The sequence below is a fragment of the Pseudomonas sp. V88_4 genome (assembly GCF_029967985.1).
GTDB classification, from domain to species: Bacteria; Pseudomonadota; Gammaproteobacteria; order Pseudomonadales; family Pseudomonadaceae; genus Aquipseudomonas; species Aquipseudomonas glycinae.
This window is the reverse complement of the sequence record NZ_JASCAF010000001.1, coordinates 159173-184556: the sequence shown is the minus strand read 5'-3', so window position 1 is coordinate 184556 and position 25384 is coordinate 159173. Positions and strand designations below refer to the sequence as shown.

The window sequence follows — 25384 nt, the reverse complement described above, 5'->3', positions numbered from 1 at the left end:
AAATCAGGCTTCTGCGATGACTTCGTCAGCTTGCATGCCTTTCTGGCCTTGCACTGCAACGAAGGTCACTTTCTGGCCTTCTTTCAGGCTCTTGAAGCCGTTGCCCTGAATGGCGCGGAAATGCACGAACAGATCCGGACCGCTTTCTGGAGTGATAAAACCAAAACCTTTCTCGTCGTTAAACCACTTGACGGTACCGCTCTGACGTTGGGACATTTCTTATTTCCTTTGACGCAAAAATTGATGACAGTCTCCTTCTCATGAAAGAGTACTGGGGCTGGTTGCAGGAGAGTAAGAAGACGTCGAACGGGATGTAGCTAACTTGTAGGCTACTGCCCAGGTCACGATTCCAAGCTGACCCATGCAAACACAGTGGACAAACTCTACGCCAACTACGGGAGGAAAAACAAGCCCCGCGAAGGCCCCGGTTTTCCTGCCCTTGCTGGCACTTAGTCGATTCACTAGTCGGGCTTATACGATTAGCTTGTTCAATTGTTTTCGAACGTTATAAGCCAAGTTCATATTCGAATCGAATGTAAAAAGAGTGCACTGTTTTATGGCGATTGCGTTACACATTAGTGCACGCATAACGCAATCGCGTTACTTATAGAAACAGTCAATCAACCGCGATAGTAGCGTTGTGGAACAAATGGCATTTTGCTTACAAGCAATGGCACCTTTTTCCCACGAACAATCGCCCAAACAGGCGTATCGAGTGCGACGTAGGCGCTGTCCAGGTAACCCATGGCCAACGGACCGCCCAGGGTCGGGCCGAAACCGCCACTGCACACGCTGCCGATGATCTCGCCCGCTTCGTTGACGATTTCTGCACCTTCACGGACCGGCGTACGCTCTTGTGGCAGCAGGCCGACGCGTTTGCGCTGAACGCCGTTCTGCTGTTGAGCGAAGACCTGTTCTGCACCTGGGAAACCACCGGCGCGCGTACCATCGGCACGCCGAGGTTTGGAGATTGCCCACAGCAGGCTGGCTTCGATCGGGGTGGTCTCGGTGTTCATGTCGTGGCCGTACAGGCACAGGCCGGCTTCCAGGCGCAGCGAGTCACGGGCGCCGAGGCCGATGGCGGCCACTTCCGGTTCGGCCAGCAGGGCGCGGGCGAGTTTTTCCGCGTCGGCTGCCGGAACCGAGATTTCGAAACCGTCTTCACCGGTGTAGCCCGAACGGCTGACAAAGCAGTCAACGCCCAGCAGCTTCACGCGGGTGAATTGCATGAAAGTCATTTTCGCCACTTCCGGTGCCAGGCGTGCCAGCACCGTCACGGCGGCGGGGCCTTGCAGGGCGAGCAGGGCGCGTTCTTCGAACAGTTGCTCGATCTTGCACTGGTCGCCGATGTGTTTTTGCAGATGGGCCAGGTCCTGGTCCTTGCACGCGGCGTTGACTACCAGGAACAGTTCGTCGTTGCCGAGGTTGGCGACCATCAGATCATCGAGAATACCCCCGGTTTCGTTGGTGAACATCGCGTAGCGCTGCATGCCCACCGGCAGATCGATGATGTCCACCGGCACCAGGGTTTCCAGGGCTTTGGCGGCATTGGCGCCGGTCAGGCGGATCTGGCCCATGTGCGAGACATCGAACAGCCCCGCCTGTTCACGGGTGTGCTGGTGTTCCTTCATCACGCCCAGCGGGTATTGCACCGGCATGTCGTAGCCGGCGAACGGCACCATGCGGGCGCCGAGTTCGAGGTGCAGAGCGTGCAGCGGGGTTTTCGACAGTTGTTCGGTGGACATGCGTGACTCCTTGATTCACACCAACCCTCTCCCGGAGGGAGAGGGGGCCAGTTTTGTGTTCTCTCCCAAAGGGAGAGCGAGTTTATGGCGCGATCAGCACTCGATAATGTTGACCGCCAGACCGCCACGGGCGGTCTCTTTGTATTTGCTTTTCATGTCGGCGCCGGTCTGGCGCATGGTGCGGATGACCTTGTCGAGGGAGACGAAGTGCTGCCCGTCGCCGCGCATGGCCATGCGCACGGCGTTGATCGCCTTGACCGAGCCCATGGCGTTGCGTTCGATGCACGGCACTTGCACCAGTCCGCCAATCGGGTCGCAGGTCAGGCCGAGGTTGTGTTCCATGCCGATTTCAGCGGCGTTTTCCACTTGTTGCACGCTGCCGCCGAGGACTTCGCACAACGCCCCGGCCGCCATTGAACAGGCCACGCCGACCTCGCCCTGACAGCCGACTTCGGCGCCGGAAATCGAGGCGTTTTCCTTGTACAGAATGCCGATGGCCGCGGCGGTGAGCAGGAAACGCACCACGCCGTCATCGTTCGCGCCGGGAATGAAGCGCATGTAGTAATGCAGCACCGCAGGAATGATCCCCGCCGCGCCGTTGGTCGGTGCCGTGACGACGCGCCCGCCGTTGGCGTTTTCTTCGTTGACGGCCAGCGCGTAGAGGTTGACCCAGTCCAGCACCGACAGCGGATCGCGCAGCGACGATTCCGGGTTCTTGCACAGTTGCCGGTGCAACGCCGCCGCCCGCCGCTTGACCTTCAGGCCACCTGGCAGGATGCCTTCGTTGCGACAGCCGGCGGCCACGCAGTCCTGCATCACTTGCCAGATTTTCAGCAGGCCGGCACGGGTTTCCGCTTCCGGGCGCCAGGCGCTTTCGTTGGTCAGCATCACCTGGCTGATTGACAGACCATAGGTGGCGCAGTGACCGAGCAAGTCCTTGGCACTCTTGAACGGGAAGGTCAGCGGGGTGGCGTCTTCGACGATGCGGTCGGCGCCGGCCGCGTCTTCGTCGACCACGAACCCACCGCCGACCGAGTAGTACTCGCGGCTGCGGATCTGCAATCCCGCCGCATCGAAGGCACGGAAGATCATGCCGTTGGGGTGATAAGCCAACGGCTTGCGGATCATTGCCAGGTGTTCTTTCTCGTTGAACGCGATGCTGTGTTCACCGAGCAGGTTCAAACGCCCGTTGCCACGAATCTCCGAGAGACGGGCGGCGACGGTTTCAGTATCCACGGTGTCCGGGTGTTCACCTTCCAGGCCAAGCAGCACGGCCTTGTCGCTGCCGTGGCCCTTTCCGGTGGCGCCGAGAGATCCATACAACTCGACCCTGACGCTGGTGGTGGCCGACAACAGGGTTTCCCGGCGCAGGCCTTCGACGAAGCGCGCAGCTGCGCGCATCGGGCCGACGGTGTGGGAGCTGGAGGGGCCGATGCCAATCTTGAACAGGTCGAACACGCTTAACGACATGAGAGGCTCCTGCGGAGCAGTTGTAAGCGGCAAGCTTCAAGCTGCAAGCAAGAGCGGTCGGCTTTTGACTTGTTGCTTGAAGCTTGCAACTTGAGGCTTGAAGCTTATAGCTGCTTCTTTTTAAGCGTAGCTTTCGATCGACGGGCAGGCGCAGACCAGGTTGCGGTCGCCGAACACGTTGTCGACGCGACCGACCGGCGGCCAGTACTTGCCTTCGATCAACGACGCCACCGGGTACACCGCTTGTTCGCGGCTGTAAGGGTGAGTCCACTCGCCGACCAGTTCCGCTGCGGTGTGCGGAGCGTTCTTCAGCGGGTTGTCGTCCTTGTCCAGCGTGCCGTTTTCCACCGCGCGGATTTCTTCGCGGATGCGGATCATGGCGTCGCAGAAACGGTCCAGTTCTTCCTTGGATTCACTTTCGGTCGGCTCGATCATCAGCGTGCCGGCCACCGGGAACGACATGGTCGGGGCGTGGAAGCCGAAGTCGATCAGACGCTTGGCGACGTCATCGACGCTGATGCCGCTGCTGTCTTTCAGCGGGCGCAGGTCGAGGATGCACTCGTGCGCTACCAGACCGTTGCTGCCGGTGTACAGCACCGGGTAGTGCTCTTCCAGGCGACGGGAAATGTAGTTGGCATTGAGGATCGCCAGTTGCGAAGCGCGCTTGAGACCGGCGCCACCCATCATGCGAATGTACATCCAGGTGATCGGCAGAATGCTCGCGCTGCCGAACGGAGCTGCGCAGACCGCGCCTTCCTTGCGCTCCATCTGGCCGTGGCCCGGCAGGAACGGAGTCAGGTGCGATTTCACGCCGATCGGGCCGACGCCCGGGCCGCCACCGCCGTGGGGGATGCAGAAGGTCTTGTGCAGGTTCAGGTGCGACACGTCGCCGCCGAACTTGCCCGGTGCGCAGAGGCCGACCATCGCGTTCATGTTGGCGCCGTCGATGTACACCTGGCCGCCGTTGTCATGAATGATGCCGCAGATTTCGCGGATGCCTTCTTCGAACACGCCGTGGGTCGAAGGGTAAGTGATCATCAGCGCCGCGAGGTGTTCGCGGTGCTCGATGGCCTTGGCGCGCAGGTCTTCGATGTCCACGTTGCCACGGGCGTCGCACGCGGTCACGACCACGCGCATGCCGGCCATGTTGGCGGTCGCCGGGTTGGTGCCGTGGGCGGACGACGGGATCAGGCAGATGTCGCGACGGTCTTCGCCACGGCTCTGGTGATAGGCGCGGATCGCCAAGAGACCTGCGTACTCACCCTGGGAACCAGCGTTAGGCTGCAGCGAGATCGAGTCGTAACCGGTGGCGGCGCAAAGCATCGCTTCCAGTTCGTCGGTCAGTTGCTGGTAACCGGCGCTTTGTTCGGCCGGGGCGAACGGGTGCAGGGCGCCGAATTCGGCCCAGGTCACCGGGATCATTTCGCTGGCGGCGTTGAGTTTCATGGTGCACGAGCCCAGCGGGATCATGGTGCGATCCAGTGCCAGGTCCTTGTCCGCCAGTTTGCGCAGGTAGCGCATCAGCTCGGTTTCCGAGTGATAACGGTTGAACACCGGGTGGCTGAGGATCGGCGACTGACGCACCAGCGAAGCCGGAATCGTGCTTTGCGCGGCAGCGGCCAGCGCAGCGAAATCCGGCAGAGTCTTGCCGTCGGCGAACAGGCCCCACAGGGTTTCGATGTCGGCCTGGGTGGTGGTTTCGTCGACCGACAGGCCCAGACGCTGAGCGTCGATCACGCGCAGGTTGATCTGTTGGGCGCGAGCCTTGTCATGCAGCGCGGCGGTTTGCGCACCGGTGGCCAGGGTCAAGGTGTCGAAGAAGCTGGTTTGTTCGACGGTCACGCCCAGCGAGCTCAGGCCCTTGGCCAGAATCGCGGTCAGGTGATGCACGCGGTTGGCAATCCGGGTCAGGCCTTTAGGGCCGTGGTACACGGCGTACATGCTGGCGATGTTGGCCAGCAGCACTTGTGCGGTGCAGATGTTCGACGTGGCTTTCTCGCGGCGGATGTGTTGCTCGCGGGTCTGCATCGCCAGACGCAGGGCCGGTTTGCCGAAACGGTCAACCGAGACACCGACCAGACGGCCCGGCATGTCGCGCTTGAACGCATCTTTGGTGGAGAAGTAAGCCGCGTGCGGGCCACCGAAGCCCAGCGGCACGCCGAAGCGTTGCGCGCTGCCGATGGCCACGTCGGCGCCGAATTCGCCCGGCGGAGTCAGCAGGGTCAGAGCCAGCAGATCAGCGGCCACGGCCACCAGTGCGTTGGCAGCGTGGAAGCGTTCGGTCAGTTCGCGGTAGTCGAACACATCACCGTTGCTGGCCGGGTATTGCAGCAGCGCGCCGAAGAATGGCGTCACGTCGGTCAGCTCACGCTCATCGCCCACAACAACCTCAATGCCCAGCGGCTCGGCACGGGTGCGCAGCACGTCGAGGGTTTGCGGATGGCTGTGGATCGAGGCGAAGAACTGGTGGCTGCCCTTGTTCTTGCTCAGGCGTTTGCAGAAGGTCATGGCTTCGGCAGCGGCGGTGGCTTCGTCGAGCAGGGAGGCGTTGGCGATCGGCAGGCCGGTGAGGTCGCTGATCAGGGTCTGGAAGTTCAGCAGCGCTTCGAGGCGGCCCTGGGAAATCTCCGGCTGGTACGGGGTGTAAGCGGTGTACCAGGCCGGGTTTTCCAGCAGGTTGCGCAGGATCGGCGACGGCGTGTGGCAGTTGTAGTAGCCCTGGCCGATGTAGGTCTTGAACAGCTGGTTCTTGCCGGCGATGCCTTTGATCATTGCCAGGGCATCGGCTTCGCTCAGGCCGTCGTCGAGGCCGAGCACGCTGGTGCCCTTGATGCTTTCCGGGATGACGCTGGCGCTCAGGGCTTCGAGCGAGTCGAAGCCGAGGCTGTTGAGCATGGCTTGCTCGTCACCGGCGCGCGGGCCGATGTGACGGGCGATGAATTCGTTGGCGGTGCCGAGATTTACTTGGGTCATGTCAGGTTCCTCAGGCTTCGGCTTGGGCTTTGATCAGGCGGTCGTAGGCGTCCTGATCCAACAGCTTGGCGACGGCGGTCGCGTCGGCTGGCTTGAAGCGGAAGAACCAGCCTTCACCCAGCGGATCTTCGTTGACCAGTTCAGGGCTGTCTTCCAGGGCCGGGTTGGTGGCCAGGACTTCACCGTCCAGTGGCATGTAAACGCCGCTGGCGGCTTTTACCGATTCCACGGTGGCGGCTTCGGCGCCTTTCTCGTACGCCTGCAATTCAGGCAGTTGCACGAACACCACGTCGCCCAGGGCGTTCTGCGCGAAAGCGGTGATGCCAACGGTGACAGAACCATCGGCTTCGGCGCGCAGCCATTCGTGATCTTCAGTAAAACGCAACTCGCTCATGGAATCTCCTAGGGGCCAGACTCGTCTGGTGGACGCGGTGGAATACTCGGGCGGCAATGCCCTGATTTTATGAACGGTTACTTAGCAAGATCGCGGCCAACGTAAAAATATCTTTATAAATCAATGGTTTGATTGATTTGCGGGCGGGCGCGATTACCTTGGCTGTAGCGAAATCGCTACAGCGTGAGGCGAAGAAAAAAGCTGAACCGGATCAAAGCCTTGCACAGCGGTGATCGGAGGAGGGTGTAGCGATATCGTTCCGCTGTAGCGCTTTCAGTACAGATGGAGGTCGTTTTTAGCGTAGATCTAGAGCCAGCTCCCACAGGTTTTTGTGTCGTTGCTAAGACTTGTTGGGGATGCCGTACTTGCGCAGCCGATGCGCGATTGCGGTGTGCGAGGTCTGCAGACGGCTGGCCAATTGGCGGGTCGAGGGGTAGCTGACGTAGAGCTTTTCCAGCAGCGATTTTTCGAAGGCTTCGACCGCTTCTTCCAGGCTGTCGACGTCGGTGTCGGTCTGGCGTGCCACGGAGGTGCCGGCGATGTCGAGGTCGCCGATGTCCACCAGGCTGCTTTCGCAGATCGCGGCGGCGCGAAAGATCACGTTCTGCAATTGCCGCACGTTGCCCGGCCAGCGGTTGCCGAGCAGCGCCGGGTAAGTGCCCGGGGCGAGGCGGCAGACCGGGCGCTGGATCTGCGCGCAGGCCTGCTGCATGAAATAGCGCGCCAGCAACAGAATGTCCTGACCGCGTTCGCGCAGCGGCGGCACTTCGACGTTGAGCACGTTGAGGCGGTAGAACAGGTCTTCGCGGAACAGGCCTTCGCTGACCATTTTTTCCAGGTCGCGGTGGGTGGCGCTGAGGATCCGCACGTTGACCTTTACCTCTCGGTCACCGCCAACCCGACGGAAGCTGCCGTCGTTGAGAAAGCGCAGCAACTTGGCCTGCAAGTACGGCGACATCTCGCCGATTTCGTCGAGGAACACCGTGCCCTGGTTGGCCAGCTCCATCAGCCCCGGTTTGCCGCCGCGTTGTGCGCCAGTGAAGGCGCCGGGGGCGTAGCCGAACAGTTCGCTTTCGGCGAGGTTCTCCGGCAGGGCCGCGCAGTTCAGTGCGAGAAAGGGCGCACTGTGCCGGGCGCTGATGGCGTGGCAGGCACGGGCCACCAGTTCCTTGCCGGTACCGGTTTCGCCCTGGATCAGCAGTGGTGCGTCGAGGGCCGCGACGCGTTGGGCGCGAGCCTTGAGGGTGCGGATTGGCGGCGATTCACCGAGCAGCGCATCAAAGCCTTCGGCATGGTCGTGGTGCAACGCCGAGAGTTGTTCGCCGATGCGGTTGGGTTGATACAGGGTCAGCAGGGCGCCGGCGTCGGTGATCGGCGTGGCGTCCAGCAACAGGGTCTGGCCGTTGACGGTGATTTCCCGCAGCGGGAGGCGGAAGCCTTGTTCGAGCAAGGTTTCGAGCAGGCCCGGATCGTTGAACAGTTCCGAGACGCTTTCGCCCGCCGGTTCGCGGCCGTACAGGGCGATCAGCGCCGGGTTGGCCAGCAGCACCTTGCCGGCGCTGTCCAGCGCCAGCACCGGGTCGGTCATCGCCGCGAGCAACGCGTCGAGCTGCAAGTGTCGGCGCTGGCCGGGGAGAATGTCGACCACGGTCACTGCTTCTACGCCACGCACGCGAAACAGCGCATCTTTCAGTTCTTCGAGCACTTGCGGGCTCAAGGTCGGGGCGTCGATGTAGACGTTGGGCGGGATCATTTCCACCGCATCCAGATTGAGATTGCGCCCGCCGAGGATAGCCAGGACTTCCTGGGTGATGCCGACGCGGTCGATGAAGCTGACGTGGATACGCATGGGGCGGTTCTGGGTTCTGGAGTGCGGAGGGGGGCAAGTATGCCTTGATGGGGGACTGGGGTGAAATCTTGAGATCGGCGCCGTGCTTGAAATCCAGCCCTCTCCCGGAGGGAGAGGGAGCTGACCGAGGTGTATCGCGTGATACATCGACCTGAAGAATCGAGTCGATTATGGATTCGGTAAAGCAGGTTCAGGTCGGCGTAACTCTGAAGCATCCCGCAATCAGTTCCCTCTCCCTCTGGGAGAGGGCTAGGGTGAGGGCCCTTTTGGGAATTACTCGAAATGCTCGGGATTGACCGGATCCCCGGATTTCATATTCAACTTCATGCGGATGTCTTCAAACATCAGGTCGTAATGCTTGTGCACCGAGCCGATCTGGCTGTGGCTCTTGGGAATGCCGTACTTTTCGGCAATCTGCGTCACGTTGCGAGCGAAGTTGTAGGCTTCCTCCTTGGGCAGAAAGAACGGTTCGTTGACCTCTTTGCCCTGCATGCTGCCATGCAGGGTGAACTGTATCCCTTTGCCTTTCTGGGGATCGGTGAACACTTCATAGTCGAGGCACACGTTGTAATTGACGTCGTCGTCAGTCAACGCGTGGCGCTCGATGTGCAAGCGGCCGGGTTCGAACTGGGCCATGGTTTTCTCCTTTCAAGGCATGGGAGAAGGGCAGACCTGAGGTCTGCCCCCGGAGTTTCTTTTTATCGGTAGGTGATGCCCGGCGCCGCCGTGCTGACTCGCGTACCGGCGGTGCCCTGGACGATGGCTTCGATGTCCGAGAGCGAGCCGATCACCGCGACCTTGCCAGTATGGCGCGCAAATTCACAGGCTGCCTGCACCTTCGGCCCCATGGAGCCGGCGGCGAAGCCCAGGCGTTCGAGTTCGTCCGGGTGGGCCTGGGCGATGGCTTTCTCGGTGGGTTTCTTGAAGTCGATGTACGCCGCGTTGACGTCGGTGGCGATCACCAGCAAATCCGCTTCCAGCTGCTCGGCAAGCAGCGCCGAGCACAGGTCCTTGTCGATCACCGCTTCGATGCCTTGCAGCTTGCCGTGTGCGCCATACATGGTCGGGATGCCGCCACCGCCGGCGCAGATCACGATGCTGCCCTTGTCCAGCAGCCACTTGATCGGACGGATTTCGAAAATGCGTTTCGGTCGCGGGCTGGCCACCACACGGCGGAACTTGTCGCCGTCCGGGGCGATGGCCCAGCCTTTTTCGGCGGCGAGTTTTTCCGCTTCGGCTTTCTCGTAGACCGGGCCGATCGGTTTGGTCGGGTTTTTGAAGGCCGGGTCGTTGGCGTCGACTTCGACCTGGGTGAGCAGGGTGGCGAACGGGACTTCGAAGTCCAGCAGGTTGCCCAGTTCCTGTTCGATGATGTAGCCGATCATGCCTTCGGTTTCGGCACCGAGTACGTCCAGCGGGTAAGGGGTGACGGAGGTGTAGGCGGCTGCCTGCAACGACAGCAGGCCGACTTGCGGGCCATTGCCGTGGGCGATGACCAGTTGATTGCCGGGGTGGATCTTGGCGATTTGCTCGGTGGCGATGCGGATGTTGGCGCGCTGGTTGTCAGCGGTCATCGGCTCACCACGGCGGAGCAGGGCGTTACCGCCCAGAGCTACGACGATACGCATAATGCAGTCCTTTCAGAATTCGGTGAGCCTGCGGGGGCAGCCTTCGGCGACGCCCGCAGGTCAGGGTCAACGCTTACAGATCAGCCAGGGTCGACACCAGAATCGCCTTGATGGTGTGCATGCGGTTTTCCGCTTGCTCGAAGGCGATGCAGGCCGGGGACTCGAACACGTCGTCGGTCACTTCGATGCCGTTTTTCAGGTGCGGATACTGTTCGGCGATCTGTTTGCCGACCTTGGTATCGCTGTTGTGGAACGCCGGCAGGCAGTGCATGAACTTGGTGCGCGGGTTGCCGGTGGCTTTCATCAGCTCGGCGTTGACCTGATACGGCAGCAGTTGCTGAATACGCTCGGCCCAGGCTTCCACCGGCTCGCCCATCGATACCCAGACGTCGGTGTGGATGAAATCCACGCCCTTGACCGCGGCTTTCGGGTCTTCGGTCAGGGTGATGCGAGCACCGCTTTCCTCTGCGTATTTCTTGCAGCGATCGACCAGATCGTCGTTCGGCCACAGGGCTTTCGGCGCGCAGATGCGTACGTCCATGCCGAGTTTGGCGCCGACCAGCAGCAGCGAGTTGCCCATGTTGTTGCGGGCGTCGCCCAGGTAGGCGTAGCTGATCTCGTGGATCGGCTTGTCGGCGTGCTCACGCATGGTCAGCACGTCGGCGATCATCTGGGTCGGGTGATATTCATCGGTCAGGCCGTTGAACACCGGCACGCCGGCGAACTTGGCCAGCTCTTCGACGATTTCCTGCTTGAAGCCACGGTACTCGATGGCGTCGTACATGCGCCCCAGAACGCGGGCGGTGTCCTTCATGCTTTCCTTGTGGCCGATCTGCGAGGAATTCGGGTCGATGTAGGTAACGTTGGCGCCCTGGTCATAGGCGGCGACTTCGAACGCGCAACGGGTGCGGGTCGAGGTTTTTTCGAAGATCAGGGCGATGTTGTTGCCCTTCAGGTGTTGCTGCTCGGTGCCGGTGTACTTGGCGCGCTTGAGGTCGCGGGACAGGTCGAGCAGGTAGCGCAGCTCACGTGGGGTGTGGTGTTCCAGGCTGAGCAGGTTACGGTTATGGATGTTGAACGCCATGATGATTCTCCTTGGATTCGGTAATCGGCCCGGCCGCTACGGGATAGGTGCGGCCGGGGAGATGGTCGTTTAGTAATCGATAGGGTCGCGGATGATCGGGCAGGTCATGCAGTGGCCGCCGCCACGGCCGCGACCGAGTTCGCCGGCGCTGATGGTGATGACCTCGACCCCGGCCTTGCGCAGCAGGGTGTTGGTGTAGGTGTTGCGGTCGTAGCCGATGACCACGCCCGGCTCCACGGCCACCACGTTGTTGCCGTCATCCCATTGCTCGCGTTCGGCGGCGAAGCTGTTGCCGCCGGTTTCGACGACGCGCAGGTTCGGCAGGTTTAGCGAGTTGGCCACGACTTCAAGGAACGTTTTGTTCTCCCGTCGTACGTCCAGACCGTAAGGTTTGCTTTCGTCAGGACGAATGATGAACGGCACGATTTCCTTGACCACTTCCGGGAAGACCGTGACCAGGTCGCGGTCGCAGAAGCTGAACACGGTGTCCAGGTGCATTGCCGCGCGGGATTTCGGCAGGCCGGCGACCACGACCTTTTCCACTGCGCCTTTGGCGAACAGCGATTGCGCCAGTTGGCCGATGGCCTGACGCGAAGTGCGCTCGCCCATACCGATCAGCACCACACCGTTGCCGATCGGCATGACGTCACCGCCCTCGAGGGTAGCCTGGCCGTGATCCTTGTCCGGGTCGCCGTACCAGACTTCGAAGTCGGCGTTGGTGAAGTCCGGGTGAAATTTGTAGATGGCGGTGGTCAGCAGGGTTTCCTGACGACGGGCCGGCCAATACATCGGATTGAGGGTTACGCCGCCGTAAATCCAGCAAGTGGTATCGCGGGTGAACTGGGTGTTGGGCAGCGGTGGCAGCAGGAAGCTGGAGTGGCCCAGGTAGTCGCGGTACATCTTGATCACGCTCGCGCCTTCGCTGTCCGGCAGGTCTTCACCGGCCACGCCACCGATCAGGAACTCCGCGAGCTTGCGTGGCTCCAGGCCTTCGAGCCAGCTGCGCACTTCGTTGGTCAGGCCGACGCCGACGGTGTCGGGGGTGATCTTGCGATCCAGAATCCATTTCAGCGCTTCGGGGTTGCCGACGATGTCGGTCAGCAGGTTGTGCATTTCCAGCACTTCGATCCCGCGCTCGCGCATTTTGGTGACGAAGTCGAAGTGGTCGCGCTTGGCCTGATTGACCCAGATCACATCGTCGAACAGCAGCTCGTCGCAGTTGCTCGGGGTCAGCCGCTGATGGGCCAGGCCTGGGGAACAAACCATGACTTTGCGCAGTTTGCCGGCTTCGGAATGGACGCCGTACTTAACTTTTTCCGTGGTCATTTCAGTGATCCTCCAGAGATAAAACGTTTGGCAATTACAGAGTCAGGAAGCCGTCGTACAGTCCGTAGGCGGCCACCAGGGCACCCACGACCACTGCGGCGAAAATCAGCTTCTCGACGTTGGTGAAAACCGGTTGTTTGAGTTCGAGCTTGGCCTTGGCGAACAGGATCGCGCCGGGGGCATAGAGCAGGGCCGAGAGCAGCAGGTACTTCACACCACCGGCGTAGAGCAGCCACACCGCGTAGATCAGGGCGATGGCGCCGATGATCAGGTCCTTGCGCCGTTCGGCCGCGAAGCCTTCGTAGCTTTCGCCGCGCACCGCCAACAGCAGGGCGTAGGCCGCCGACCACAGGTACGGCACCAGAATCATCGAAGTGGCGAGGTAGATCAGCGACAGGTAAGTGCTGGCCGAAAACAGAGTGATGATCAGGAACAGCTGCACCATCGCGTTGGTCAGCCACAGGGCGTTGACCGGCACGTGGTTGGCGTTTTCCTTGCGCAGGAACTCCGGCATGGTGTGGTCCTTGGCGGCGGCGAACATGATTTCCGCACACAGCAGCACCCACGACAGCAACGCCCCCAGCAGCGAGATGATCAGACCGAGGCTGATCAGCACCGCGCCCCAGTGACCGACCACGTGCTCCAGCACGGCGGCCATCGACGGGTTCTGCAGTTTGGCCAGTTCCGGCTGAGTCATGATGCCCAGCGACAGCACGTTCACCAGCACCAGGAACAGCAGCACGGTGATGAAACCGATCACGGTCGCCTTGCCGACATCCGAACGTTTTTCCGCCCGGGCCGAGAAGATGCTCGCGCCTTCGATGCCGATGAACACCCACACGGTGACCAGCATCATGTTGCGCACCTGGTTCATCACGCTGCCCAGATCCGGGTTTTTCACGCCCCAGATGTCGGCGGTGAAGATGTCCAGTTTGAAGGCGAAGATCGCGATCAGCACGAACAGCAGCAGCGGCACGACCTTGGCGACGGTAGTCACGAGGTTGATGAACGCCGCTTCCTTGATCCCGCGCAGCACCAGGAAGTGCACGCCCCACAGCAGGACAGAGGCGCCGATCACGGCTGCAACGGTGTTGCCTTCACCGAAAACCGGGAAGAAATAGCCCAAGGTGCTGAACAGCAAAACGAAGTAACCGACGTTGCCCAGCCAGGCACTGATCCAGTAACCCCAGGCCGAGGAGAAACCCATGTAATCGCCGAAACCGGCCTTGGCGTAGGCGTAGACACCGCCGTCCAGGTCAGGCTTGCGATTGGCGAGGGTTTGAAAGACGAAAGCGAGGGTGAGCATGCCGACAGCGGTGATGGCCCAGCCAATCAGTACCGCGCCGACGTCGGCACTGGCGGCCATGTTTTGTGGCAAAGAGAATATCCCGCCACCGATCATTGAGCCGACTACTAACGCGACCAGTGCACCTAGTCTTAGTTTTCCGGGAACTTCAGACATTGCATGACTCCATTGCAGGAGAGAAGAGTTCACAGCGTAGTTCTGTTGGCTTTTCAAACAGCTGACTTAGATCAGTGCATGGTCACATTCCATTGTTAATGAATGACTTATGAACCGGATGAAGGCATAACGCTATTGTCTGTAAGGCCCGTCCTAGAGGGTTTTTGGGGAAATGATTAAGAATGGATCCTATTACTTTGGAATTATCACGCTAGTTCCTTTTCAGGTTTTGGCAAATTTTTCACCGCTGTTTTCAGTACAGAATTTATTTATCAGGATTCGCGCACAAAATTCGTCTTAACGTGCTATGCGTTAGTGCCGATGGCTATATATAACGGTTGTAAGTTGGCGTTATTCAATAAACGTCATACGCTTTATCCATTTAGTTAAAAGCCGGTTGTATAACGGTTTCGCGGCCCATGCCGCCTTGGGAACCTGGAGACGCTGGAATGTCGCAACCGACTCAAAAGCTGCGCCTTGGCGCACTGATCGCCCTGGTGGTGGGTTCGATGATTGGCGGGGGGATTTTTTCCTTGCCGCAAAACATGGCAGCCCGGGCCGATGCCGGCGCCATCCTGATCGGCTGGGGCATCACGGCGATCGGTATGCTCACCCTGGCCTTCGTGTTCCAGACCCTGGCCAATCGCAAACCGGAACTCGATTCCGGCGTGTATGCCTACGCCAAGGCCGGGTTCGGCGACTACATGGGGTTTTCTTCCGCCTGGGGTTACTGGATCAGTGCCTGGCTGGGCAACGTCGGGTATTTCGTGTTGCTGTTCAGCACCCTCGGCTACTTCTTTCCGGTGTTCGGTCAGGGCAATACGCCGATTGCGATTGGCTGCGCTTCGGTGTTGCTGTGGGCCGTGCACTTTCTGGTGATGCGCGGGATCAAGGAGGCGGCGCTGATCAATCAGTTGACCACCGTGGCCAAGATCATTCCGTTGATCATGTTCGTGGTCATCGCCGCCGTGGCGTTCAAGGCTGACGTGTTTACCCGCGACATCTGGGGCCGCAGCAACCCTAATTTCGGCGGTGTGATGGATCAGGTGCGCAACATGATGCTGGTCACGGTGTTCGTGTTCATCGGTATCGAAGGCGCCAGCGTTTACTCGGCCCGGGCGGAGAAGCGCACCGACGTGGGCCGGGCCACGGTGATCGGTTTCATCGGTGTGCTGGCGCTGCTGGTGCTGGTCAATGTGTTGTCGCTGGGGATCATGAGCCAGCCGGAACTGGCGACCTTGCAGAACCCGTCACTGGCCGCTGTGCTGGAACACATTGTCGGGCCCTGGGGCGCGCTGCTGATCAGTGTGGGCCTGGCCATTTCGTTGCTCGGTGCGTTGTTGTCGTGGGCGCTGTTGTGCGCGGAGATCCTGTTCGCCACCGCCAGGGACAATACGATGCCGGCGTTCCTGAAAAAGGAAAACGCCAACCATGTGCCGGTCAACGCGTTGTGGCTGACCAACGTGATGATCCAGATTTTCCTGCTGATCACGCTGTTTTCCGCCGGCACTTACACCAGTCTGATTTACCTCGCGTCGTCGATGATTCTGGTGCCGTATCTGTGGTCGGCAGCCTATGCCGTATTACTCAGCGGACGGGGGGAAACCTATGAACATGCCTCCGCCGAGCGCACCAAGGATCTGCTGATCGGTGGTATCGCACTGTGTTACGCGGTGTGGCTGTTGTATGCCGGCGGGGTGAAATACCTGCTGCTGTCGGCGCTGTTGTATGCGCCGGGGGTGATCCTGTTCGCCAAGGCCAAGCATGAGCAGGGCGAGCCGCTGTTCACCACGCTCGAGAAGGGGATTTTCACCTGCGTCATCGCCGGGGCCGGGCTCGCGGCGTATGGGTTGTACAGCGGCGTGTTGTCCTTGTGAGGTTGCGGCTCGACTTTCAGGGGCCTTACGACTGGCCGACGATGCTCGGGTTCCTCGCGAAAACGGTGGAGAGGTCACCACTGCGCCCGATGTGAACCCAATTCAGTTGCCGGCAAAGTCCACTGCAACGGCGTTCCAGCAATACGCAGCGGCGCCTGAAGCCGATGTGCCGGCCCCCATGGTGTCTGCTCCACGCTCAAGCTTTGATCCTGTGGATTTTCCGGAAGCAACGCCTGGTCAGTCCCCGGTCCATGCTCGATCAACAGCTTCGCGGTGCGCGCCAGCGACAACCGCGCCGATCCACCTCGACCACTGCGAAACCTGTCCGCCAGCAACCGAATCGCACTCGCCGCCATCAGATACCCCGTCGCATGATCCAGCGCCTGCACCGGCAGCGGTGTCGGTTTGTCCGCCTGCTTCCAGCGTTGCCCGGCCTCGGCGATTCCGCTGCTCATCTGCACCAGACTGTCGAACCCCCGGCGGTTCTTCCACGGGCCGCTCCAGCCGTAGGCGTTGAGGCAGACGTCGATCAGCCCCGGCGCCAGTTGCCGACGACGTTCGACGCCGAAGCCCAGATGTTCAAGGGCGTCGGCGCGATAGCCGTGCAGAAGAATGTCGGCGTCCTTGAGCAGGCTTTCGAACACCGCGCGATCTGCCGGAGCATGCAGATCCAGTCGCGCACAACGTTTGCCAAGGGTCACTTCCGGCACCACACCGGGTTCATTCCAGGTCGGCGGGTCGATGCGCAGCACGTTGGCGCCGAGCCCCGCGAGGAAGCGGCTGGCGGTCGGGCCGGCGAGGACGCGGGTCAGATCGAGCACCTTGAGCCCGGCCAATGGTTGCGCCACCGAGCCTTGCCAGGGTTGATGACTTTCTTCTTTCCCGTCACTGAAATGCACCAAGGGCTCGGCATTCACCGCCAACCCTTGCGGATGTTTCTGCCACTGTTCCCAGCTGCGCATTTCGGCGGCGCATCCCTTGGCCTCGACCACCGCTCGCTCCAGATCGGCACTGGCCCATTGCGCGACTTTTGCTGCCATCGCCGCGCGGTCGGCACAGGCACCGAGCACCCTTTCAGCGGCGGCGCGGTGATGCGGGGCGTTGGTGTGCAGGCGGATCCAGCCGTCTTTGGTTGCGTAGTCGCCGGCCACCGGATCCCACAGCGGCGGCACTTCCCAGCCGATCGGCCGCAGCGAGGTGGCGAACCAGAACGAGGCGAGGCGACGGTCGACTTCTACAGTGGGCAAGTGGCCGGTTTGTTGCTGAAGAAGTTCGGCGACGGCTTGCCCGGCCGCGGCAATGCTCGCGCAGGCAAGGTCGGTGACGGCAAACGCCGAGGGCAGGGCGCCCTCGCCAGTGAACGGAATCGGCGTGCGGGACAAGCCGAGCGCGGCTTGAATGGACGTGAGCAGATCAGTCATCGAAGGCCCTCCGGAACGAGAGGGCAGAATAGTGCAAAACGCTGTTGGCTTAGATGAAATCCCCGATTGACCGGACATCACCGGTCCCCGTGGGAGCTGGCTTGCCAGCGATTACGGAGTGCCAGTCAACAATGTATCGACTGATCTACCGCCATCGCTGGCAAGCCAGCTCCCACAGGGATTCAGGTCGACTGCGATTACACGCGGAACTGATCCATCAACTTCATCTGCTGGCTGGCGAGGGCGTTGAGCTGGCTGCTGATTGCCGCCGATTCGGTGGCCTGTTCGGTCAGGGTCTCGGTGACGGTGCGGATCGCCGAAACGTTGCGGTTGACCTCTTCGGCCACCGCGCTTTGTTGTTCGGCGGCGCTGGCGATTTGCAGGTTCATGTCGCTGATCACGGTGACCGCGTCGCTGATCTTGCCGAGGGCGTCCACGGCCTGACGGATCTGCCCGGCGTTGTTGTGGGCCTGGGTCTGGCTCGAATGCATGGTCGCGACCACGCCACGGGTGCCGGTCTGGATGCGTTCAATCACCACGCGGATTTCTTCCACCGAATCCTGAGTACGTTTGGCGAGGTTACGCACTTCGTCGGCCACCACGGCAAAACCACGACCGCTTTCACCGGCTCGGGCCGCTTCGATCGCGGCGTTCAACGCCAGCAGGTTGGTCTGTTCGGCGATGCTGCGGATCACTTCCAGCACCGAACCGATCTGCTCGCTGTTGACCGCCAGTTCCTCGACTTCGGTCACCGCTTTGCTGACCTCTTCAGCCAGTTGATTGATGTCGCGGGTGCTGCGTTCGATGATCGACATCCCGTCCTTGGCCGACTGGTCGGCGCCTTTCGCCGCGTTGGCCGCATTCGAGGCGCTGTTGGCCACGTCGTGGGCGGTGGCGCTCATCTCGTTGGAGGCGGTCGCCACCTGATCGATCTCGCGGAACTGCACCTGCATGCCTTCACTGGTCTGGCGGGCGATTTCCGACGATTGATCGGCGGTGCCACGGGCCTCGGTGATGCTCTGTTTGATCTGGGCGATGGTCGGTTGCAGCTTGTCGAGGAAGCGGTTGAACCAGTTCACCAGTTCGCCCAGTTCATCCTTTTTGGTGTAGTTCAGTCGTTGGGTCAGATCACCTTCGCCGCTGGCGATGTTCTTCAGCATCTCGGCAACGCTGTTGATCGGACGGGTCACGCCAGACGCGGTGAGCCAGATCAGCACCAGACCCATCAGGCCAGCGATCACGGCCACCGACAACGCGGTAATGATGCCGGTTTGCTGGGCATCGTCGAGCACTGCCTGCAGCTTGACCGAGTCGGCCAGCAACACTTGTTTCGGCAGGTCGATGACCACGCCCCAGGCCCGGGAATTGCCAATCGGATCGACCGGGTACACGGCGCGGATCAGGTCACCCTGTTCGAGAATTTTCGGCGTGCCGGCGCTCAGCAGTTGCAGGATGTCCTTGCCTTCGGCACCGAGGGTTTCGGCGATGCCTTTGCCGACTTTGGTCGCGTCGGTGCTGTAGGCGCCCAGCACGCCGCTGCCGGAGACGATCAGCATGTGCCCGGCACCGTTGAACAGTTCACGCTGGGAATTCACGGCCGCCGCTTGCAGCGCATCCAGGGCAATGTCGATGCCGACCACGCCGATGGCCTTGCCGTCCACCATCAACGGTACGGAAATGGTGGTCATGAGCATTTCCTTGCCGCCCACGGTGTCGGCGTAAGGATCGAGCAGGCAGGTGCGCTTGTTGTCGCGAGGGCAGGTGTACCAGCTGTTGTACGGCGTGCCGCTGAGGCTGAGGGTGGTCTTGGTCATATCCTCTTCGACCATGATCGTGTTCAGCGCAGACCCGGCGGCACGGCTCCAGTAGGTGGCGAAGCGCCCGGCTTCGTTGGACTGGCGTGCGGCGTCATTGACGAACTCGCTGTCCTTGCCATCCAGCCCGTTCGGTTCAAAGGCCAGCCAGATGCCAAGCACCTTGCTGTTGCGCTCGAAGGCGGTTTTCAGGCTCAGGTTCAACTCTTCACGCAGGGCGCCGGCGTCCAGTGAACGCTTGGCAGCCATGACGCGCATGTCCTTGACCTGGTCGGCCAGGGCGGTGATCACCAGCAGGCTCTCGCCGAAAGTTTTCTGCACTTGCACCGCCTGTTCGGCAGCCTTGGCCTGCAGCAGGTCCTGCACACTGGCGGTGAGCATCTTGCTGCTGGAGGCACTGACCAGTTCGTCGTTCTGGTTGGTCTGGTAGATGTTGATGCCGACGATCAGCGCAACCACGCCGAGCAGGCACAGGCCGGAGAGCAGGACGATTTTCAGGCGAATGGACAGAGAGTCGAACATGGGACGTTCTCGCGAATGGATGAGCTGTTGGCTAAGAGGCAGGAAGGTGCCCGGTTCGCCAAATCCATTCAGCGCCATTCAATGCTCATCGGCGCGGGGCGCACAGGCATGAATCACAAGCCGACGAGCGGTCGCGGCTAAACGTTTGCGCGGGTAAATACCCTGAAAACAAGGGGAAAATCAGGAAATCTTCGGCAACGCTTCCGGTCGTGACCAGATCCACAGGTTGCCCATCGTCATCCCTGCAATCGCCAGATAAATCGGCCAGCCGTGATCGAGCATCACCAGCATCAGCGTGGCGCACAGCAGCATGCTGACGGTGGCGCTGACCTTGGCCTTGCGGGCGATGATCTTGCCGTTGCGCCAGTTGCTCAGGATTGGGCCGAACAGCCGATGGTTTTCCAGCCAGGCACTCAGGCGCGGCGAACTGCGGGTCGCAGCCCAGGCGGCGAGCAGGATGAACTCGGTGGTCGGCAGGCCGGGCACGACGATGGCGATCAGGCCGATGCCGAGGCTGACATAGGCGAGCAGGCCGAACAGCAGGCGGGCGAGTCGGGAGGCGGCGGGTTGGGGCATGGGCTCAGCGAGAGACTTATGTGTCAGGGTGGGAATCTTACAGACTTACGCAATTCCTTGTGGGGGCTGGCTTCCAGCGATAGCGACCGGTCAGTCGACAGGGATGTTGTCTGACACGCCGTCATCGCTGGCAAGCCAGCTCCCACAGGGTTTACGGTGTGGCTGGGATCAGGCCGGTTCGGCTTCTTTGGCGTAAGCCTGTTCCAGCAGCACGGTGAAGCGGTTGAACGCATCGATCGCGCCTTGCTCCACTTCCGCTTCTTCTTCAGCACTGAATTGCAGCGAATCGAGGGTGCGCACAAAGCTCTTCCAGCCTTCTGCACGACCGCCTTCAGGTTCGCCCAGGTGACGGGCGCCAAAGGTTTCGCTCAGGTCCAGCGCCACCGCGCGTTTGATCAGGAACGCAGCGCCAAGCTTTGAACCCTCGGACACGAAAATCCAGCCGAGGGCGCGGGCCTTGCTCGGGTTTTTCACCGCACCGGCCACAGGGCCAGGTACTTCGGTGTCGAGGTCCGCGAGGTCGGCCCTGGCGGCTTCGGCGCGGCAGCGGGCCGGCAGGTCAGGGACGATGGCGGTCAGTTCTGCGTCGTTGTACAGCGACACCAGTTCCGACTGGAACAGGTATTGCGCAACCACGAAGCGGGCGAAATTGGCGCGGGTTTCGAACGGCGCGTGGGCCTTGACCAGCGCATCGAGCTTGCTGTGCGGCTCGTGGGTGATCTGGTTCAGGCGTTGCGAACGCAGGGCTTTTTCCGGGGTGCTCATGAGATGTCCTTGAAAAGAAGAGGCGCTTGATAACGAGACGTACGGGCAAGCGCCGGACAGTAAAAAAACCTCAAGGCGCGGCCATGTGCGCGCCGTGAGGTCATCCGGATCAGATGTCCCAGACCAGATTGATCGCGAAATTACGACCCGGCTGGGTCAGGCGATCGAGGTTGGCCGGTTGCGTCACCGAAGCTTCGCCGACGCTGTCGTAACCGCGCACGTCATCCCACAGCCAGTACTTCTTGTCGGTCAGGTTGTAGATGCCGCCGCTGACGGTGACGTCGTCGGTGACTTTGTAGTACCCGGCCAGATCGAGAATGCCGAAACCCGGAGTCTTGAACTGACTGCTGACGCCATCCGGCGATTTGAAGTTGCTGTCGTCGACGCGATCCTTCTTCTTGACCACGGTCCAGCTCAGCAGGCCGCCGTAGTTGTCCTGGTCGTAACCGAGGCCGAACACGCCGGTCAGCGGGTTGACGCTGTTCAACGGCTCGCCGTTGTCGTTGTTGCGTCCATAGGCGTAGGAGATCGAGCCCTGGGTGTACAGGCCTTGCGGTGCGCCGAACGAATCCAGGTTCAGGCGACCTTTGACTTCGGCACCCTTGATGGTGGCGTGCTTGATGTTGCTGGACTGGAAGGTCAGCTCGCTGTAGCCCGGGGTGACAGCGTCTTCGTTGATGAAGTCGCGGTATTTGTTATAGAACACCGCCACGTCGAACGAGCCTTGCTCGAAGTTGCCGCGCAGGCCGGTTTCATAGCTTTTGCTCTTCTCCGGTTCCAGGTCCGGGTTCGGTGCCACGTTGTAGCCCGTGGTGCTGTTTTCGAAGCGGCCATACAGGGCTTTCGCGGTCGGGGTGCGGAAGCCTTCGGCGTACTGGCCGTACCAGGTGTAGTTTTCGGTCAGGGCGTAGGTCAGGCCGAATTTCGGCGAGACTTTATGCCAGGTCTTGTTCTCGTCGCTGACCGTGCCGTTGCCGTCGGCGGCCACGGTGTTGAGGAATTCCTGGGTGATGTGCGGCTTGAGCTGGGTGTAGTCGTAGCGCAGGCCCGGCAGGAAGGTCCAGTTGTTCCAGCTGATCTGATCCTGGGCGAACAGGCTGTAGGTGTTGATGGTCGGGTCCGGGAAGTCGCTGGACTTCTTCAGTACGTCAGCCGCGCTGGTAGCGCCGATGGCGGTGCAGCCGCGACCGACCGCCAGGCACTTGCCGTCGCCGCTGCGCGATCCGGTGACTTTCTGCTGCTTGATGGTGGTGCCGTAAGTCAGAACGTGATCGGTGTCACCGATGGCGAATGCCTTGTCCAGTTGCGCGTCGAAGACCCACTGTTTCTCTTCGTAGATCGTGTCGCGAGTGCGCAGCACTTTACGGGTGATCGGGTAGTAGAACTCGTCGGTGCTCTGGTCGGTCTTGGCGGTCTGGTGGTTGAGGCTCCACTTCACGTTGTCCGCCAGCAGGCTGTTCAACTCGAAGCTGTGCTCCAGGCCGAAACGCTCGCGGGTGATGGTGTCGTTGCCGGTACGCCACTGGTACATGCCGCCGGGCAGCACGCTGTTGGGGATCGTCGGGGCACCGTTGAAGTACGGGCCGCCGTAAGCGCTTTTCTGATCGGTGTCGCGATCATCCTTGTATTTTTCGTAGGTCAGGCCCAGGCGCGAACCTTCGTTGTAGTTCCAGCCGATCTTGGCCAGCACGTTGGTGGCTTTCACGTCTTCCGGGTTGGCGGCGGTGCGCTCAAGGCCCGTGCCGTTGTTGCTGCCGTAGGAGTCGGTTTCGTGGCCGTCGCGCTGGCTGTAGTGCAGCAAGCCGTCGAACTGGTCAGCGCGACCGGCGACGGTGGCGGATTTCAGCCAGCTCTCGTCGGCGGAGCTGTAGCCGGTTTTCAGGCGGGCGCCGACGTCTTTGCCGGGCTTGATGATGTCGTCCGGGTCGAGGGTGTAGTAGTTGACCGCGCCGCCGATGGCATTGCTGCCGTACAGCACCGAGGCCGGGCCACGGAGGATTTCGACGCGCTTGACGATTTCCGGGTCGACGTAATTGCGCTGGGTCTTGGCGTACGGACCATTGAAGAAACCGTCCGGCACTTCGACGCCGTCGACCTGAGTCAGGATGCGATCACCGTCGATGCCGCGAATGTTGTAGCCGCTGATCCCGCCGCGCTGGCCGGCGCCGCCGACGGACACGCCCGGCTCGTAGCGCACGAGATCCTTGATGGTGTTGACGTTGTTGCGGTCCAGATCCTGACGGGTCTGTACGGTGACGGTGGCCGGCACGCTGTTGATTGACTGTTCCTGACGGGTGGCGCTGATGGTCACCTGATCCAGATTGAGTGCGCCGCTGCTGGCGCGTTTTTCCAGCACGACGTTGTTGTTGTTGCTCAGTTTACGGAAGCTCAGGTTGGTCCCCACCAACAGGCGCTCCAGGGCTTTTTCCGGTGGCAGCGAACCGCGCACACCCGGTGACGACACGTCCTGACCCAGTTGTGCCGGCAAACCGACCTGCCAGCCCGTGACGGCGGTGAACGCATTGAGCGCCGACACCAGCGGCTGCTGGGCGATGGCGAACGAGTAATCGCCCATGTTGCGCGTCGGCTGTTCGTTCGCGGCCATCAGCGGCGCGGTGCCGGCCATCAGGATGGCGGCGGTCAGCAGCGACAGCACGCGGGAAGGGGAAGAAGTCTGGCGGGTAAGGCGAGAGGACATCGATAGCGCTCCGTGTCGCACGAATCTTTATAGGTGCTGATTGATCTCGCGAGATGCGAATCAATTGCATTGGCTATAACGAGACGAACGAGCTTTGGCTATCGAGTAAAAATAATTCTCATTTAGTTCAGAATCACCAGCGCCGGGAATTCCCGAAGCTTGGCCGAGGTGATGTGCGCGAGCGAACGCACCACGTCCAGCGGCTGGTCGAGACGGTAATTGCCAGTGACGGCGACGTCGGCCAACTGTTCGTTGGTGTTGATGATGAAGCCCGGATAGTAGCGGCGCAGTTCCGCCAGTACCTGTTTCAGCGGGCAGTTCTCGAAGATCAGCCGACCCTGTACCCACGCCAGATCGGTGGCGGCGTCGACCTTGGCCGGGCGGTCGAAACCGTTGGGGCCGATGCGGATGCTTTCCCCGGCGGACAGGCGCACCCGCGCATCATCGCGGGTCGCCCGCAAGTCGACATCGCCACGCTGCACCCGCACCTGCGCCACGCCGTCCAGATAACGCACGGCAAACGCGGTGTCGCGCACGCTGGCTTTCACCGGCCCGGCGTCGATTTCCAGCGGCTGGCTGCGGCTGGCCGGGATCTCGAAAAACGCTTCGCCCTGATACAGCCGCGCAACTCGCTGCTGTTCGTTGATTGTGCTGGAGAAGGCGGAGTTGGTGTTGAGCAGGACCTTCGAACCGTCCTCGAGCTGCAAGCGCTGACGTTCGCCGACCACGGTCAGGTGATCGGCCTGCAGACGCATCGGCAGGTTGCTGAAACTGAACAGCCCGAGCAGCAGCACGGCGGCGGTGGCCAGCGGTTTCCAGTGCGGGCGCAGGCGAGTGAGGACGGTGACTTTCTTCGGTTTGGCCGCGAGGTTCTGCGCGCACTGGGCGATCTGCGGGCCGTCCCAGATTGCCTGGGCCTTGGCGAACGCCTCGGCATTCAACGGATCGGCTGCCAGCCAGGCATGGAATTGCCGGGTCTGCTCCTCGTCCGGACTGCCGAGCACGATGAGCCAGTCCAGAGCCTGGTCCATTGCGCTGGCGGCGTCCTGCGCCGATGAAGGCGAAGGGGAGCGGGGGGTGTCCGTCACGGTGTTTCCTCGGCAGTGTCTGTGCACGGCTGTTTTTTTAGTGAAGCGTAAAAGTCGGGCAAGGGTAACAAAGCCCGATGATCAGTGCTGTCGATCTTGAGGTTTACAGAAAGGCTCTACCGCATCAGTCGTTGTTCAAACGCTCGGCGACACCGATGCAGATGGTCATGATCAGTTTGAGTTCTTTCTGCACCGTGCTGAGAGAGACGCTCAGTTCTTCGGCGATTTCCTGATAGCTGTGCCCGTGCAGGCGGCTGAGGATGAAAATCTGCTGTTGGCGAGGGCTGAGTTCAGCGAGGCTCACGTTCAGGCGCTCCAGCAATTGTTCGGCATGGGCGGCGTCTTCGGCGCTGCTGGCGGGGGCGGCGACGCTGTGCACCACGTCCTGCGGCACGTCGTCGACCATGGTGCGTGAGTGAATCTTGCGCGCACGCAAATGGTCCAGCGCCAGGTTGCGCGCGGTCTGGAAGACAAAAGGTTCAAGGTGATCGATGGCCCGTTCGCTCAGGGCCCGGGTGACGCGCAGGTAGGTTTCCTGCAACAGGTCTTCGGCGGTGCTGTGGTTGTTGACCATCCGTTCCAGGGTCCGCAGCAGCGATGTGCGTTGGGCAAGGAAGACGTGGTTGAAGTGTGATTGACTCACGGGAAGACCTGATCCATTTTGGGTGAATGATAATGCTTATCATCCGCTC

Annotated in this window: 19 protein-coding genes; 1 reads left to right on the top strand and 18 read right to left on the bottom strand. The window is 61.2% G+C overall.

Annotated elements, in window-relative coordinates:
• Positions 1-3 precede the first annotated feature (3 nt).
• The 11 genes from QLG12_RS00860 to arcD (QLG12_RS00810) all read right to left on the bottom strand — a co-directional run bounded on the left by QLG12_RS00860 (position 4) and on the right by arcD (QLG12_RS00810) (position 13931).
• Complete coding sequence (locus QLG12_RS00860; protein ID WP_011335634.1) at positions 4-216, bottom strand: cold-shock protein; 213 nt, start codon at positions 214-216, stop codon at positions 4-6.
• A 404-nt stretch (positions 217-620) separates the two neighbouring features.
• Positions 621-1745, bottom strand: coding sequence for a glycine cleavage system aminomethyltransferase GcvT (gene gcvT, locus QLG12_RS00855; RefSeq protein WP_282473729.1), 1125 nt, complete (start codon positions 1743-1745; stop codon positions 621-623).
• A gap of 93 nt (positions 1746-1838) precedes the next feature.
• Positions 1839-3215, bottom strand: coding sequence for an L-serine ammonia-lyase (locus tag QLG12_RS00850; protein ID WP_282473728.1), 1377 nt, complete (start codon positions 3213-3215; stop codon positions 1839-1841).
• A 120-nt stretch (positions 3216-3335) separates the two neighbouring features.
• Complete coding sequence (gene gcvP, locus QLG12_RS00845; protein ID WP_282473727.1) at positions 3336-6188, bottom strand: aminomethyl-transferring glycine dehydrogenase; 2853 nt, start codon at positions 6186-6188, stop codon at positions 3336-3338.
• A gap of 10 nt (positions 6189-6198) precedes the next feature.
• Positions 6199-6582, bottom strand: a complete 384-nt coding sequence (gcvH, locus tag QLG12_RS00840) for a glycine cleavage system protein GcvH (RefSeq protein WP_011335630.1) — start codon at positions 6580-6582, stop codon at positions 6199-6201.
• 340 nt (positions 6583-6922) lie between these two features.
• Positions 6923-8431, bottom strand: coding sequence for a sigma-54-dependent transcriptional regulator (locus tag QLG12_RS00835; protein WP_236196527.1), 1509 nt, complete (start codon positions 8429-8431; stop codon positions 6923-6925).
• A 273-nt stretch (positions 8432-8704) separates the two neighbouring features.
• Complete coding sequence (locus QLG12_RS00830) at positions 8705-9067, bottom strand: DUF5064 family protein (protein ID WP_197870403.1); 363 nt, start codon at positions 9065-9067, stop codon at positions 8705-8707.
• A gap of 62 nt (positions 9068-9129) precedes the next feature.
• Positions 9130-10059 (bottom strand): carbamate kinase, encoded by a 930-nt coding sequence (gene arcC, locus QLG12_RS00825; protein ID WP_007951187.1) that lies wholly within the window; start codon positions 10057-10059, stop codon positions 9130-9132.
• 73 nt (positions 10060-10132) lie between these two features.
• The gene (locus QLG12_RS00820) at positions 10133-11143 is read right to left on the bottom strand and encodes an ornithine carbamoyltransferase (RefSeq protein WP_282473726.1); all 1011 of its coding nucleotides are present in this window, start codon (positions 11141-11143) and stop codon (positions 10133-10135) included.
• Between the two features lie 69 nt (positions 11144-11212).
• Entirely contained in the window at positions 11213-12469 is a 1257-nt protein-coding gene (gene arcA / locus QLG12_RS00815; protein WP_197870405.1) for an arginine deiminase, read from the bottom strand.
• A 34-nt stretch (positions 12470-12503) separates the two neighbouring features.
• Entirely contained in the window at positions 12504-13931 is a 1428-nt protein-coding gene (gene arcD, locus QLG12_RS00810) for an arginine-ornithine antiporter (protein ID WP_282473725.1), read from the bottom strand.
• A gap of 449 nt (positions 13932-14380) precedes the next feature.
• Here arcD (QLG12_RS00810) and arcD (QLG12_RS00805) point away from each other — a divergent pair, with 449 nt between their 5' ends.
• Complete coding sequence (gene arcD / locus QLG12_RS00805) at positions 14381-15808, top strand: arginine-ornithine antiporter (RefSeq protein ID WP_282473724.1); 1428 nt, start codon at positions 14381-14383, stop codon at positions 15806-15808.
• Positions 15809-15882: 74 nt separating this feature from the next.
• On the opposite strand, the gene QLG12_RS00800 is transcribed toward arcD (QLG12_RS00805), so the two are convergent.
• The 7 genes from QLG12_RS00800 to QLG12_RS00770 form a co-directional block, all read right to left on the bottom strand.
• Positions 15883-17229, bottom strand: coding sequence for a CoA transferase (locus QLG12_RS00800; RefSeq protein ID WP_282473723.1), 1347 nt, complete (start codon positions 17227-17229; stop codon positions 15883-15885).
• A 197-nt stretch (positions 17230-17426) separates the two neighbouring features.
• On the bottom strand, positions 17427-19565 hold the full coding sequence (locus tag QLG12_RS00795) for a methyl-accepting chemotaxis protein (protein ID WP_282473722.1): 2139 nt from the start codon (positions 19563-19565) through the stop codon (positions 17427-17429).
• A 180-nt stretch (positions 19566-19745) separates the two neighbouring features.
• Positions 19746-20141: a YbaN family protein gene (locus QLG12_RS00790; protein WP_108563072.1), complete on the bottom strand. Its 396-nt coding sequence runs from the start codon at positions 20139-20141 to the stop codon at positions 19746-19748.
• Between the two features lie 168 nt (positions 20142-20309).
• Entirely contained in the window at positions 20310-20906 is a 597-nt protein-coding gene (locus tag QLG12_RS00785; RefSeq protein WP_282473721.1) for a biliverdin-producing heme oxygenase, read from the bottom strand.
• Between the two features lie 109 nt (positions 20907-21015).
• Positions 21016-23604, bottom strand: a complete 2589-nt coding sequence (locus tag QLG12_RS00780; protein WP_282473720.1) for a TonB-dependent receptor — start codon at positions 23602-23604, stop codon at positions 21016-21018.
• Between the two features lie 122 nt (positions 23605-23726).
• Positions 23727-24692 (bottom strand): FecR domain-containing protein, encoded by a 966-nt coding sequence (locus QLG12_RS00775; protein ID WP_282473719.1) that lies wholly within the window; start codon positions 24690-24692, stop codon positions 23727-23729.
• Positions 24693-24816: 124 nt separating this feature from the next.
• Positions 24817-25335 (bottom strand): RNA polymerase sigma factor, encoded by a 519-nt coding sequence (locus QLG12_RS00770; RefSeq protein WP_197870419.1) that lies wholly within the window; start codon positions 25333-25335, stop codon positions 24817-24819.
• Between the last annotated feature and the right edge of the window lie 49 nt (positions 25336-25384).